The organism is Rhodococcoides corynebacterioides NBRC 14404 (assembly GCF_001894765.1).
Classification (GTDB): Bacteria; Actinomycetota; Actinomycetes; order Mycobacteriales; family Mycobacteriaceae; genus Rhodococcoides; species Rhodococcoides corynebacterioides.
Window position 1 is genome coordinate 331,673 of record NZ_BCWV01000003.1, and the last position, 13,863, is coordinate 345,535.

A 13,863-nucleotide genomic window follows, 5' to 3' on the forward strand; every position below is an offset into this window, starting at 1 on the left:
TGTCCTCCTGGACTGTCGATGTCTGCGGTGTGCAGTCTTTTACGGTAGGTGGTGCCGGGACCGGCCGAGTCGGCCGGTCCCTTCGGTCCTGCGTTCGGAGACTATTCTCCGGTGGCCTTCGCGATGATCTCCTTCGAGACGTTCGAGGGAACCTCTGCGTAGGAGTCGAAGACCATGGAGTAGTTCGCGCGGCCCTGGGTGCGAGACCGCAGGTCACCGATGTAACCGAACATCTCCGACAGCGGAACCAGCGCCTTGACGACACGGGCACCACTGCGTTCCTCCATGGCCTGGATCTGGCCACGGCGGGAGTTCACGTCGCCGATCACGTCACCCATGTACTCCTCGGGCGTGATGACCTCGACTGCCATGAGCGGCTCGAGGATGACGGGGCCGGCCTTGCGGGCGGCCTCCTTCAGTGCCTGCGAACCGGCGATCTTGAACGCCATCTCCGAGGAGTCGACGTCGTGGTACGCGCCGTCGATGAGCGTCATCTTCAGGTTCACCAGCGGGTAGCCGGCGAGCACGCCGTACTGCATGGCGTCCTGCGCACCGGCGTCGACGGAGGGGATGTACTCGCGCGGAACGCGGCCACCGGTGACCTTGTTCTCGAACTCGTACGTCGCACCGTCCTCGCCGACGAACGGCTCGAGACCGATGATGACCTTCGCGAACTGGCCGGAGCCACCCGTCTGCTTCTTGTGGGTGAACTCGTGCTTCTCGACGGTCTTCGTGATGGTCTCGCGGTACGCGACCTGCGGCTTGCCGACGTTCGCCTCGACCTTGAACTCACGACGCATGCGGTCGACGAGGATGTCGAGGTGGAGCTCGCCCATGCCGCCGATGACGGTCTGGCCGGTCTCCTCGTCCAGCTTCACCGAGAAGGTGGGATCCTCTTCGGCGAGCTTCTGGATCGCGGTGCCCAGCTTCTCCTGGTCGGACTTGGTCTTGGGCTCGATCGAGACCTGGATGACCGGGTCCGGGAACGTCATCGACTCGAGGATGACCTGGTTCTGCGGGTCGCAGAGCGTGTCACCGGTGGTCGTGTCCTTCAGACCGATCACGGCGTAGATGTGGCCGGCGCTCGCGGTGGCGACCGGGTTCTCCTTGTTGGAGTGCATCTGGAAGAGCTTGCCCAGACGCTCCTTCTTGCCCTTGGTCGAGTTGATGACCTGCGAGCCGGAGTCGACCTTGCCCGAGTACACGCGGACGTAGGTCAGCTTGCCGAAGAACGGGTGCGTCGCGATCTTGAAGGCCAGTGCGGCGAACGGCTCGTCCGAGGACGGGCGACGAGTGAGGATCTCCTCCTCGTTGTTCGGCGCGTGACCCTGCACCGACTCCACGTCCAGCGGGGACGGCAGGTAGTCGATGACGGCGTCGAGCATGGGCTGCACGCCCTTGTTCTTGAACGCCGAACCACACAGGATCGGGTACATCTCGGAGTTCACGGTGAGCTTGCGAATCGCTCCCTTGATCTCCTCGATGGTGAGCTCCTCGCCGCCGAAGAACTTCTCGAGCAGCGCCTCGTCCGACTCGGCGACGGTCTCGAGCAGCTCCTGGCGGTACTGCTCGGCCTTCTCCTGCAGGTCGGCCGGGATCTCGCGGACGTCGTACTTCTCGCCCAGCTTGGTCTCGCCGGACCAGACCTTCGCGTTCATCTCGACCAGGTCGACGATGCCCTCGAAGCCGTCCTCGGCACCGATGGGGAGCTGGATGACCAGCGGCTTCGCGCCGAGGCGATCCTTGATGGTCTGCACCGTGAAGTAGAAGTCGGCGCCGAGCTTGTCCATCTTGTTCACGAAGCAGATGCGCGGCACGTCGTACTTGTCGGCCTGGCGCCACACCTGCTCGGACTGGGGCTCGACGCCCTCCTTGCCGTCGAACACGGCGACGGCACCGTCGAGGACGCGGAGCGAACGCTCCACCTCGACCGTGAAGTCCACGTGTCCGGGGGTGTCGATGATGTTGATCTGGTTGTCGTTCCAGAAGCACGTCGTGGCAGCAGACGTGATGGTGATGCCACGTTCCTGTTCCTGCTCCATCCAGTCCATCGTGGCTGCGCCGTCGTGGACCTCACCGATCTTGTACGAGATACCGGTGTAGAAGAGGATGCGCTCGGTAGTGGTGGTCTTACCGGCATCGATGTGGGCCATGATGCCGATGTTGCGGACCTTGTTCAGGTCGGTCAGCACGTCCTGTGCCACGAATTCATCCCGCCTTGGTGTTGGAAGAGGTAGTTCTCGGTCGGATCAACGCCCGGGCGGCGCCGGATAGTTCCGGCGCCACCGGGCGTTACGCGATCACCAGCGGTAGTGCGCGAACGCCTTGTTGGCTTCCGCCATCTTGTGCGTGTCCTCGCGGCGCTTCACCGCGGCACCGAGGCCGTTGCTGGCGTCGAGAAGCTCGTTGGCCAGACGCTCGACCATCGTCTTCTCACGACGAGCGCGCGAGAACGAGACGAGCCAGCGGAGCGCCAGCGTGGTGGACCGGCCGGGACGAACCTCGACCGGCACCTGGTAGGTGGCGCCACCGACACGACGGCTGCGGACCTCGAGGGCCGGCTTGACGTTGTCGAGGGCGCGCTTGAGCGTCACGACGGGATCGGTACCCGTCTTCTCGCGTGCCTGCTCGAGAGCCTGGTACACGATGCGCTCGGCGGTCGACTTCTTGCCGTCCATGAGGATCTTGTTGACGAGCTGCGTGACCAGCGGCGATCCGTAGACCGGGTCGTTGATCAGCGGGCGCTTGGGTGCAGGTCCCTTGCGTGGCATGTCAGCTCTTCTCCTTCTTCGCGCCGTAACGGCTGCGAGCCTGCTTGCGGTTCTTGACACCCTGGGTGTCGAGCGAGCCGCGGATGATCTTGTACCGAACACCCGGGAGGTCCTTCACACGACCGCCGCGAACGAGCACCATCGAGTGCTCCTGCAGGTTGTGACCCTCACCGGGGATGTAGGCCGTGACCTCCACCGCGCTGGTCAAGCGCACGCGCGCGACCTTACGGAGTGCGGAGTTCGGCTTCTTGGGCGTCGTGGTGTACACGCGGGTGCACACGCCGCGACGCTGCGGTCCGCCCTTGAGGGCGGCGGTCTTCAGTTTCGCGACCTTGTCGGTGCGACCCTTGCGGACCAGCTGGTTGATCGTTGGCATGAACCGGCTTTCTTCGTGTCGAGAATCAGGGATGGAAAGCAGTTGGGACAAGGAAGCGCTGCCCCTCACCCGGTACCGTTTCCGGCACTGCCACCGCGGGTCTTCTCACCCCGCGGTCGGGTGTGTCGCATACCCCCACACGGTAGCCATGAGCTTGCTCGGCAAAGAACATGAGCACGGCTGTACCTCGTATAGGCACACAGACGGTCCGGACGCGCCGGACACAACCCACGACGATACCCGTCGGCGCGCCTGCGGGTCAAAACGCACCTCGATCGGGTACAGGCGTGATCGCCCGATCAGGCGCTCAGGTTCAGCGAGAGCTGCATGAGGCGCGTGGCCGCCTCGCACGGATCCGCCGGATTGCCCGGCCGGAACTGCACCCACCACCCGATCACCCCGGAAACCGGCGACGGCGCACTCACTCCGCACGACGCCGGATCGTCGGGCTGCCGGATCTCGATGGCCCCGCGGGAGGACACCGTCACGTCCGTGACGGTCCAGCCCATCCGCTCGTTCGCCTCCCGCTCGGCGGCGAGCGAACCGGACTCGAACCAGTCGAAGGTCACCTTGACGGCACCGGCCGGACCGGTGACGTCCCACCGACAGATGGCGCCGAGGAAACCCTGATCGATCGCCGTGCCGCCGACCACGTCCGCGATCTGCTCCGGGGTGACGGTGTTGCACTCCTCGAGCAGCGATTGGAACTCCTGATCGCCCGTGTTCGCGCCCACCGGGACCGGCCGGCCCTCGATGGTGGAACTACAGCCCGCGAGCAGCAGGGCCGCGGCGGCGAGCGCGGCGAGCGGCGCCGGTCGTCTCACTGCGCACGCTCCGCGACGGTCTCGAGCAGCTGCCGCCCCACCACACACGGGTCGGCGGTGGGGGCGACGTCCGCGTACGTCACCGACAGGTGGACGAAGTCCGAGCCGTACTGCAGCGCGCTCTCGCACAACACCGGCTGTCCGAGGGCGTCCTGGTAGAGCGCCTCGAAGCCGGACTGCCCGGCGATCTCGATGTCCGCGGCGGGTCGGCCGATCAGCTCGGACCCCGCGCGCTCCCGGCCGATCGGACTGCCGCGATACCAGGAGAAGCTGACCGACGGCCCGGTCGGACCGGAGACCTCCCACTCGCATCCGACCGAGTTGCGGGTGACCGTCGCGAAGGCGGGCACCGCGAACGCCTGCCGAACCTCGTCGTCGGTCAACTGTCCGCAGACCCCGAAGAACGGCCCCGGCCGATCGGCCGCGGTGGTCGTGGTCGGCCCGGCCGCGGTGTCGGACGTGCCGCCGCAGGCGGTCAGCGCCGCCGCTGCTGCCAGGCCCACGGCCCACCGCACCGGTCTCATGCCCGGCACCCTACAAGGAACGGCCGGTCGACTCGCCCCGTCACGTCGCGCCCGTCAGGTCGCCGCCGTCGGCACCGGCAGGGACGCGTCCAACACCGTCGCCCAGGCCTTGACGATCTCGCCGCGCCGTCGGGAGTCGTCGCTGAGCACGTCGGCGAGTCCGAGCCCGCGGGCGAGGTCGAGCGTGGCCTGGACCAACCGATGGGTGCGGGGATCGGCGTCGTCGACGCCGAGGTGTCGCACCGCAGTGCGGTGGGCCGCCCGGCCGAACTTGTCCTCGAGCGGCAGCACGCGCGCGCGGAGGTCGGGATCGGACGACGCCGCCGTCCACACCTGCAGCGCCGCCTTGAACATGGGGCCCGTGTAGTACTCGACCAGCCGTGCGACGACGGCCTCGGTGCGCTCCGCACCCGTCGGCAGATCGTGCTCCTCGGCCACCGCGTCACCCATTCGGGTGTCGAACATGTAATCCAGTGCCGCCGTGATCAGATCCTCGCGAGTGGGGAAGTGATGCTGAGTGGCGCCGCGTGACACACCGGCCCGTTCGGCGACGTGACCGACGGTGGTGGGTCCCCAGCCCTGCTCGGCGAGGGACTCGATGGTGGCCTCCAGCAACCGTTGCCGAGTGGCCCGGCTGCGATCCTGCTTCGGCTCCCGCGGCGCGACCACGTGCTACCCCCTCACGACGGCCCAGGACGGTGGGCGCTTCTCCAGGAACGCCATCATCCCCTCCCGCGCCTCGGCCGACGCGAAGAGGCGGGCGGAGTCCGCGGCGAGGGCGTCGGCGCGGCGGTCGAACTCGTCGAGGACGGCGGCCGTGGTGAGCTTCTTGGTCTCGGCCAGGCCCTGCGGGGAGGACAGGCGGAACGACGCGAGCAGGGGCCGGACCGCCGCGGACGGATCGTCCACCGCCTCGGTGATCAGACCCCACGCGGCGGCCTCGGCCGGGCCCACCTTCTCCCCGGTGAGGAACAGTCGACTCGCTGCCCGCGAGGTCAGCCGCGGCAGCACCGTCAGCGAGATGATCGACGGCGCCAATCCGAGCCGCGCCTCGGTGAGCGCGAACGTGCTGCGCGGCCCGGCGATCACGACGTCGCACGCCGCGATCAGACCCATACCGCCGGCTCGGACGTGCCCGTCGATCAGACCGATCACCGGAACCGGCGCCTCGACGACGGCGCGCAACAACTCCACCATCTGCGCCGTCCGCGTGGCGGGGTCCGCACCCGCCTCGGTGAGATCTGCTCCGGCGCAGAAGGTTCCACCGGTGTGGGTCAGCACCACGGCGCGCACGTCCGGGTCGACGCCGGCCCGACGCACCCCGTCCAGCACGCCGACGACCAGGGCGGAGGAGAGCGCGTTGCGGTTGTGCGGGCTGTCGAGCGTGAGCGTGACGACGCCCGCGTCCCGCGCCTCGCGGACGGGCGGCGACTCGGGCGACTCGGTCGACTCGGGCGACTCGGTCGACTCGGTCGACTCAGTCGGCTCGGGCGACTCGATCGACTCAGCCGCCATCAGTAGCTCTTCGGCAGACCCAGCGAGTGCTGGGAGACGAAGTTCAGGATCATCTCGCGGCTCACCGGGGCGACCCGGGCGATCCGAGCCGTGCCCAGCATCGACGCCAACCCGTAGTCCGAGGTCAGGCCGGCGCCGCCGTGGGTCTGGATGGCCTGATCGAGCGCCTTGATGCTGGCCTCCGCGGCCGCGTACTTGGCCATGTTGGCGGCCTCGGCGGCCCCGAAGTCGTCGCCGCTGTCGTAGAGCACCGCGGCCTTCTGCATCATGAGCTTGGCCAGTTCGAGCTCGATCTTGCACTGCGCCAACGGGTGGGCGATGCCCTGGTGGGCGCCGATGGGGGTCTTCCACACCTGCCGTTCCTTCGCGAACGACACCGCGGCGTCGAGGGCGTAGCGGCCCATGCCGATGGCCATCGCCGCGCCGAGGATGCGCTCCGGGTTGAGCCCGGCGAACAGCTGCGCGATCGCCGCGTCGGGCTCGCCGACCAGCGCGTCGGCCGGCAGCCGAACGTCGTCGAGGAACAGGGTGAACTGGTGGTCCGGCTCGACGATGTCCATGGCCATCGGCGTCGCGCTGAACCCGGGGGTGTCGGTGGGCACGATGAACAGCGCGGGCTTCAGCCCACCGGTCGCGGCGTCCTCGGTGCGCGAGACGACCAGCACGGCGTCGGCCTGGTCCACCCCGGAGATGTAGATCTTGCTGCCCCGCAGCACCCACTCGTCGCCGTCCCGACGCGCGGTGGTGGTGATCCTGTGCGAGTTCGACCCCGCGTCCGGCTCGGTGATCCCGAAGGCCATGATCGCGGACCCGTCCGCGAGTCGAGTCAGCCACTGCTGCTTCTGATCCGGGGTGCCGTACTTCGCGATGATGGTGCCGCAGATGGCCGGGGAGACCACCACGAGCAGCAGGCCCGCGCCGAAGGAGGACATCTCCTCCTGCACGAGGGCGAGCTCGTAGATGCCCGCGCCGCCGCCGCCGTACTCCTCCGGCAGGTTCACCCCGAGGAACCCGAGTGCACCGGCCTCCTGCCACAGCTCCGTGAGCGGCTCACCGCGACGAGCCTTCGGCAGCACGTAGTCCATGTAGTTGTGCCGCTTGCCCAGTCCCGCGACGGCGGCGCGCAGACTCTTCTGCTCCTCGGTCTCCACGAAGCTCATGACTGTTCTCCTTCTCGGGATTCGTGCGGTTCGGTGTCGGCGGGTTCGGTGTCGGTGGGTTGGCTGTCGGCGGGTTGGGTGTCGGAAAGTTCGGACACCACCGCGAGGACGGCGTCCACCTCGACCTGCTGTCCCACGGACACCGCCAGGTCCGTCACGACGCCGTCGGCGGGGGCCGTGATCGTGTGTTCCATCTTCATGGCCTCGAGCCAGACGATCGGCTGCCCGGCCGTGACGCGGTCGCCGACCGCGACGCCGATCCGGACCACGGACCCGGGCATGGGCGCGACGAGCGACCCGGCGGCGACGGTCGCGCTCGGATCGACGAATCGCGGACGACGCTCCAGCGCCACCGGACCGAGTGCGGAGTGCACGGCCACGTGCGATCCGTGCACGAGGACGGTGAACGTCCGCCGCACGCCGGCGTGGTCGAGGACGACCGACCGCGCGTCGCAGCGCACCAGCGTGCAGTCGTCGACCTCGGTCACCAGGCCGTCGCGGCCGAGCCGGTACTCGACGACGAGCTCCTCCCCCTCGGCGGCACCGACCGTGTAGACGGCGCGTTGCGGGACCGAGGGCAGGTTCCGCCAGCCGCTCGGCAGCGATCGGCCGACCGGAGCGGCAGCGCGGCGACCCGCGGCCTCGGCCAGTGCGGCCACGAGTGCAGACAGACGCAACTCGTCGCCGCCGACCAGCGGCCGGGCCAGCGCGGCGAGCCCGTGCGTGGCGAAGAACGCGGTGTCGGTGTCACCGGCGAGGAACGACGGGTGACGTAGAACCCGCACGAGCAGATCGCGATTGGTGCGCAGGCCGAGGAGGTGCGCCCGCTCCATCGCGGACGCGAGAACGGCCGCGGCGCGGCGACGCGTGGGGGCGACCGCGATGACCTTGGCCAGCATGGGGTCGTAGTGCACGCCGACGACGCTGCCGCCGACGACCCCGGAATCGACGCGCAGACCCTCGGCAGGCAGGGTGCCGGATCCGGGCACGTCGAACTGCACCGCGGAGCCGAAGTCCACCTCGTGCAGGGTGCCGCTCTGCGGCTGCCAGTCGCGCGCGGGGTCCTCGGCGTAGAGCCGCACCTCGATCGCGTGCCCGGTGGTGGGCGGCGGTGCGGCGGGCAGTCCGCCCCCGGCGGCGACGTGCAGTTGCAGCGACACCAGGTCGAGTCCGGTGGTGCACTCGGTGACCGGATGTTCCACCTGCAGACGGGTGTTGGTCTCGAGGAAGTAGAACTCGCCGCGCTCGTCGGCGAGGAACTCGACGGTCCCGGCGCCCTCGTAGTCGATGGCGGTGGTGGCGGCGCGGGCGGCGTCGAAGAGCCGCTCCCGCATGCCCGGAGTGCGCTCCACCAGCGGCGACGGAGCTTCTTCGATCACCTTCTGGTGACGCCGTTGGATGGAGCACTCCCGCTCCCCCACGGCCCAGACGGTGCCGTGCCGATCGGCCATGACCTGGACCTCGATGTGTCGACCCGTCTCGAGGTACCGCTCGCAGAACACGGTCGCATCGCCGAACGCGGACAACGCTTCCCGCGCCGCGGCCTCGATCTCGTCGGTCAACGACGCCAGCTCGCGCACCACCCGCATGCCGCGGCCGCCGCCGCCCGCCGACGCCTTCACCAGCACGGGCAGGTCGGCCTCGGTGACCGACGCCGGATCGAGCCGATCGAGCACGGGCACGCCCGCGTCACGCATCATCGCCTTCGACTCGACCTTCGAGCCCATGATCTCGATGGCCTTCACGGGCGGTCCGATCCACACCAGGCCGGCGTCCTGCACCGCGCGCGCGAAATCCGCGTTCTCGGACAGGAACCCGTAACCGGGATGGATCGCGTCGGCGCCGGCGCGGCGGGCGGCGTCGATGACCAGGTCACCGCGCAGGTACGTCTCGGCGGAGGTCGACCCCGGCAGTCGCACCGCGGCGTCCGCCTCGGCGACGTGCGGGGAGTCGGCGTCGGCGTCGGAGAACACGGCGACGGTCCCGATGCCCTCGCGTCGGCACGTCGCGAACACGCGACGAGCGATCTCGCCCCGGTTGGCCACGAGCACGCGCGTGACCGGGGTGTCGGGGTCTGCAAGAGACGTGGGTGCCGTGGGTGCCGTGGGCGCAGTGGGTGTCATGGCGTTCACATCCGGAAGACACCGAACTCGGCGGTGCCCTCGATCGGGGCGGAGGCGATGGCCGACAGGCACATCCCCACCACCGTGCGGGTGTCTCGGGGGTCGATGACGCCGTCGTCGTAGAGACGACCCGAGAGGAACATCGGAACGGACTCCGCTTCGATCTGGTTCTCGATCATCGCGCGCAGGCCGGCGTCGGCCTCCTCGTCGAACGCCTGCCCGCGCGCTTCCGCGGCGGCGCGGGAGACGATGGAGATGACGCCCGCGAGCTGTGCGCCGCCCATGACGGCGGACTTCGCGCTGGGCCAGGCGAACAGGAAGCGCGGGTCGAACGCACGCCCGCACATGCCGTAGTGACCGGCGCCGTAGGACGCACCGAGGAGCACGGAGATGTGCGGGACGGTGGAGTTGGAGACGGCGTTGATCATCATCGCGCCGTGCTTGATCATCCCGCCTTCCTCGTACTCGCGGCCCACCATGTAGCCGGTGGTGTTGTGCAGGAACAGCAACGGGGTGTTCGACCGGTTGGCCAACTGGATGAACTGCGTGGCCTTCTGGGACTCCTCGCTGAACAGCACACCGCGCGCGTTGGCGAGGATGCCGACCGGAAAGCCGTGCAGCTCGGCCCAACCGGTGACGAGCGACGAGCCGTAGAGCGGCTTGAACTCGTCGAACTCGCTGTCGTCGACGATGCGCGCGATCACCTCGCGGGGGTCGAAGGGGATCTTCAGGTCCGCGGGGACGATCCCGAGCAGATCCTCCGCGTCGTACCGCGGCGGTAGCACGTCGGCGCGTGGCGCGGGACCGGCCTTGCGCCAGTTCAACCGGGCGACGATGGAGCGCCCGATGCGCAGCGCGTCCTCCTCGTCGACGGCGAGGTGATCCGCGAGACCCGACGTCCGGGCGTGCATCCGTGCGCCACCGAGGGATTCGTCGTCGGTCTCCTCACCGGTGGCCATCTTCACCAGTGGCGGGCCGGCCAGGAACACCTTGGACCGCTCCTCGATCATCACGACGTGGTCGGACATGCCGGGGATGTAGGCACCACCGGCCGTGGAGTTGCCGAACACCAGCGCGATGGTGGGAATCCCCGCGGCGGACAGCCGCGTGAGGTCGCGGAAGATGCGTCCGCCGGGAACGAACACCTCCTTCTGGGTCGGGAGGTCCGCGCCGCCGGACTCGACGAGCGAGATCACCGGCAGGCGGTTCTGCATCGCGATGTCGTTGGCACGCAACGTCTTGCGCAACGTCCAGGGATTGCTGCTGCCGCCGCGGACGGTGGGATCGTTGGCGACGACGAGGCACTCGGTTCCGCTGACGACGCCGATACCGACGACGACGGACGCGCCGACCGGGAAGTCCGATCCCCACGCCGCCAACGGGCACAGCTCGAGGAACGGCGAGTCCTCGTCGACGAGCAGTTCGATCCGCTCCCGCGCGGTGAGCTTGCCGCGCGCGCGGTGCCGGGCGACGTACTTCTCCCCGCCGCCGGCGAGGGCCTTGGCGTGCTCGGACTCGACCTCGCCGAGCTTGGCGCGCATGGTGTCCGCGGCGGCCGCGAAGCCGTCGCCCCCGATATCCAGCCGCGAGACCAGCGCCGTCATGCGCTGTACCCCAGACGCTTCGCCGCCAGCGAGGTCAGGATCTCGGTGGTGCCGCCGCCGATGCCGATGATGCGCATGTCGCGGTACTGGCGCTCCACCTCGCTCTCCGCCATGTATCCGAGCCCGCCGAAGAGTTGCACCGCCTGCGAGGCCACCCACTCCCCGGCCTCGACGGCGGTGTTCTTCGCGTGGCACACCTCGGCGATCCCGTCGGTCTCGCCCGCGACGTAGCGGTCCACCAACGCGCGCGTGTAGGTGCGGGCGACGTCGATCCGCCGGTGCATCTCGCTCAGCGTGTTCTGCACCGACTGACGGGCGATCAGCGGCTTGCCGAAGGTGCGTCGGTCGCGGGTCCAGGCCACCGTGAGGTCGAGGCATCGCTGAGCGGACGAGTACGCCTGCGCCGCCAGCGCCACCCGCTCCGACACGAACGCCTGCGCGATCTGCCCGAACCCGGAGTTCTCCGCCCCGACGAGATTGCTCACCGGCACCCGGACGTCCGAGAAGGACAGCTCCGCGGTGTCGGAGGCGCGCCAGCCCATCTTGTCGAGCTTTCGTGAGACCGCGAAACCCGGTGTCCCCCGCTCGACGACGAGCAGGGACACCCCGCCGGCGCCGTCGCCGCCCGTCCGGACCGCGGTGACCACGAAGTCCGCCCGGCAACCCGAGGTGATGTAGGTCTTGGATCCGTTCACCACGAACTCGTCGCCGTCCCGCACCGCCCGCGTGGTCAGGTGGCCCACGTCGGACCCGCCGCCCGGCTCGGTGATCGCGAGGGACCCGATCATCTCGCCGGCGAGCGTCGGCCGCACCCACCGGTCCACCTGATCGGGGTCCCGGGCGCCGACCAGGTGGGGCAGGGCGATCCCGCACGTGAAGAGGGACGCGAACACACCGCCGGAGGCACCCGCCTCGTGCATCTCCTCGCAGATGACGGTGGCGTCGACGACGGTGCCGCCCTCGCCGCCGACCGCCTCGGGGAAGGGCGCCCCGAGCAGGCCCAACTCGGCCGCCGCACGGTGCAGGCTGCGCGGGATCTCCCCGTCGCGCTCCCAGTCGGCCTGATGCGGCGCCACGTCGCGCTCGACGAACGCGCGGACGGTCTTGCGGAGCTGGTCGCGCTCCGGTCCTCCCCAGGGGGTCATGCGGATGCTCCTGACGATGTGGTGGTGGCCTGTGCTGTGCCGGCCCGTGCGGTCGTGTCCTGTGCGGTCGAGTCCTGCGCAGTGGTGGCCTGCGCTGTGGTGGCCTGTGTGGACCTGTCGCCCAGCAGGTGTCGGGGAATCGGAACGTGCCGGGACCGCAGCCACTCGCCGAGCCCCTTGGCCTGCGGATCGAATCGAGCACCGGAGGCGACGCCGGCGCCCAACAGGCCGTGGACGACGACGTTGACCGCGCGCAGGTTCGGGAACTCGTACCGGCGCAGGGTCGACGACGCCGTCTCGGGCAGCAGCTGCCGGATCGCGTCGACGGTGAGGCAGCCGCGGAGCCACTCCCACTCGTCGTCCGTGCGCACCCAGATACCGACGTTGGCGTCACCGCCCTTGTCGCCGCTGCGGGCTGCGGCGAGCGTGCCGAGCGGCAGCATCACCGTGTCGGCATCGGATGCGACGTCGGGACGGACGCTCCCGCAGTCGCCGGGTACGTCGGGATCGTCGGACAGGGGCGTGGTGACGGTGGGCGCCGGAATCGCCACGCGGGTGCCGTCGGGCAGCACGGCGGTGTGATCGGGGACCGACTGCTCGACGTACCCCGCCTCGAAGACGCCGTAGGGCGAGCCGTTCCCGGGCGGCGCGGTGACCGCGAAGCCGGGGTAGCTGGCGAGGGCCAGTTCGATCGCAGCGCCCGAGAATCGCCGCCCGACGACGGCCGGATCGGGGTCCCGGACGACGACGCGCAGCAGCGCGCTGGCCGCCTCCTCGGTGTCGGCGTCGGGGTGATCGGTGCGAGCGAGGGTCCACTCGACCTGCGCGGGCGGTGGCACGAGTGCGTCGGTGAGCTGCGCCCGGACCAGCGCCGCCTTGGCGTCGACGTCGAGGCCGGTGAGCACGAACGTCGTCTCGTTGCGGAAGCCGCCGACGGTGTTGCGGGAGACCTTGAGCGTCGGCGGCGGCGCCTCGCCCCGGACGCCCGCGATCCGCACGCGGTCGGGGCCGTCGTCGGTCAGGGCGACGGTGTCGAGCCGGGCGGTGGCGTCCGGTCCGAGATAGCGGGGTCCGGACACCTCGTACATCAGCTGGGCGGTGACGGTGCCGATGGTCACCGCTCCACCGGTGCCGGGGTGCTTGGTGATCACCGAGGACCCGTCGGCCTCGATCTCGGCGATCGGGAAGCCCGGCCGTCGGAGATCGGGCACGTCGGTGAAGAAGGAGTAGTTGCCGCCGGTGGCCTGGGTGCCGCACTCGATGACGTGCCCGGCCACCACCGCTCCGGCCAGGGCGTCGAGGTCGTCTCGCGTCCATCCGAACCGCGCGACGGCGGGCCCGACGACGACCGACGCGTCGGTCACGCGTCCGGTCACCACCACCTGCGCTCCCGCCTCCAGGCAGCGTGCGATTCCGAAGGCGCCGAGGTAGGCGTTGGCGGTCAGTGGCGCCCCGAGTCCGAGCGCGTCGGCGCGGCCGATCAGATCGTCCCCCTCGACGTGGGCGACGGCGACGGCGATGCCGAGGCGGTCCGCGAGGACGCGGATCTCGTCGGCCAACCGTGCCGGCGCGAGACCACCGGCGTTGCTCACGAGGGTCACCCCACGCTCGACGGCCGTGCCGAGGCAGTCCTCGAGCTGCCGGAGGTAGGTCTTCGCGTACCCGCGGGTGGGGTCCTTCAGCCGATCGCGACCGAGGATCAGCATGGTCAGCTCGGCCAGGTAGTCGCCGGTGAGGACGTCGAGGTCGCCGCCGTCGAGCATCTCGCGCATGGCCGAGAACCGGTCGCCGTAGAACCCCGAGCAATTGCCGACGCGCAGG

The 13,863-nt window shown here is 69.8% G+C and carries 12 protein-coding genes; all 12 read right to left on the reverse strand.

All coding sequences use genetic code 11. The features are described from left to right. Positions 1-101 precede the first annotated feature (101 nt). The 12 genes from fusA to RC2_RS06850 all read right to left on the reverse strand — a co-directional run bounded on the left by fusA (position 102) and on the right by RC2_RS06850 (position 13,814). Positions 102-2,204, reverse strand: coding sequence for an elongation factor G (fusA, locus tag RC2_RS06795; RefSeq protein ID WP_068151643.1), 2,103 nt, complete (start codon positions 2,202-2,204; stop codon positions 102-104). Positions 2,205-2,300: 96 nt separating this feature from the next. Next, the gene (rpsG, locus tag RC2_RS06800) at positions 2,301-2,771 is read right to left on the reverse strand and encodes a 30S ribosomal protein S7 (RefSeq protein WP_042574002.1); all 471 of its coding nucleotides are present in this window, start codon (positions 2,769-2,771) and stop codon (positions 2,301-2,303) included. A 1-nt stretch (position 2,772) separates the two neighbouring features. Further along, positions 2,773-3,147, reverse strand: coding sequence for a 30S ribosomal protein S12 (gene rpsL / locus RC2_RS06805; RefSeq protein WP_068099557.1), 375 nt, complete (start codon positions 3,145-3,147; stop codon positions 2,773-2,775). 299 nt (positions 3,148-3,446) lie between these two features. Further along, the gene (locus RC2_RS06810) at positions 3,447-3,971 is read right to left on the reverse strand and encodes a DUF3558 domain-containing protein (RefSeq protein WP_068151646.1); all 525 of its coding nucleotides are present in this window, start codon (positions 3,969-3,971) and stop codon (positions 3,447-3,449) included. Continuing rightward, a complete protein-coding gene (locus tag RC2_RS06815; protein WP_068151649.1) occupies positions 3,968-4,495 on the reverse strand; it encodes a DUF3558 domain-containing protein in 528 nt (175 codons plus the stop codon). The genes RC2_RS06810 and RC2_RS06815 overlap by 4 nt, the downstream gene beginning before the upstream one ends. Positions 4,496-4,549: 54 nt before the next feature. Beyond that, positions 4,550-5,164, reverse strand: coding sequence for a TetR/AcrR family transcriptional regulator (locus tag RC2_RS06820; RefSeq protein WP_245811008.1), 615 nt, complete (start codon positions 5,162-5,164; stop codon positions 4,550-4,552). Between the two features lie 3 nt (positions 5,165-5,167). Continuing rightward, positions 5,168-6,010 carry an enoyl-CoA hydratase family protein gene (locus RC2_RS06825; protein ID WP_083529667.1) on the reverse strand — a complete coding sequence of 281 codons (843 nt, stop codon included), beginning with the start codon at positions 6,008-6,010 and terminating at the stop codon, positions 5,168-5,170. Beyond that, positions 6,010-7,170 (reverse strand): acyl-CoA dehydrogenase family protein, encoded by a 1,161-nt coding sequence (locus RC2_RS06830; RefSeq protein WP_068153557.1) that lies wholly within the window; start codon positions 7,168-7,170, stop codon positions 6,010-6,012. Before RC2_RS06830 ends, RC2_RS06825 begins: the two co-directional genes overlap by 1 nt. Continuing rightward, the gene (locus RC2_RS06835) at positions 7,167-9,293 is read right to left on the reverse strand and encodes an acetyl/propionyl/methylcrotonyl-CoA carboxylase subunit alpha (protein ID WP_083529678.1); all 2,127 of its coding nucleotides are present in this window, start codon (positions 9,291-9,293) and stop codon (positions 7,167-7,169) included. The genes RC2_RS06830 and RC2_RS06835 overlap by 4 nt, the downstream gene beginning before the upstream one ends. Positions 9,294-9,298: 5 nt before the next feature. After that, on the reverse strand, positions 9,299-10,897 hold the full coding sequence (locus RC2_RS06840) for an acyl-CoA carboxylase subunit beta (protein WP_072681220.1): 1,599 nt from the start codon (positions 10,895-10,897) through the stop codon (positions 9,299-9,301). Beyond that, on the reverse strand, positions 10,894-12,042 hold the full coding sequence (locus RC2_RS06845) for an acyl-CoA dehydrogenase family protein (RefSeq protein WP_072681223.1): 1,149 nt from the start codon (positions 12,040-12,042) through the stop codon (positions 10,894-10,896). Before RC2_RS06845 ends, RC2_RS06840 begins: the two co-directional genes overlap by 4 nt. Beyond that, on the reverse strand, positions 12,039-13,814 hold the full coding sequence (locus RC2_RS06850) for an acyclic terpene utilization AtuA family protein (RefSeq protein ID WP_083529679.1): 1,776 nt from the start codon (positions 13,812-13,814) through the stop codon (positions 12,039-12,041). Before RC2_RS06850 ends, RC2_RS06845 begins: the two co-directional genes overlap by 4 nt. Positions 13,815-13,863 lie beyond the last annotated feature (49 nt).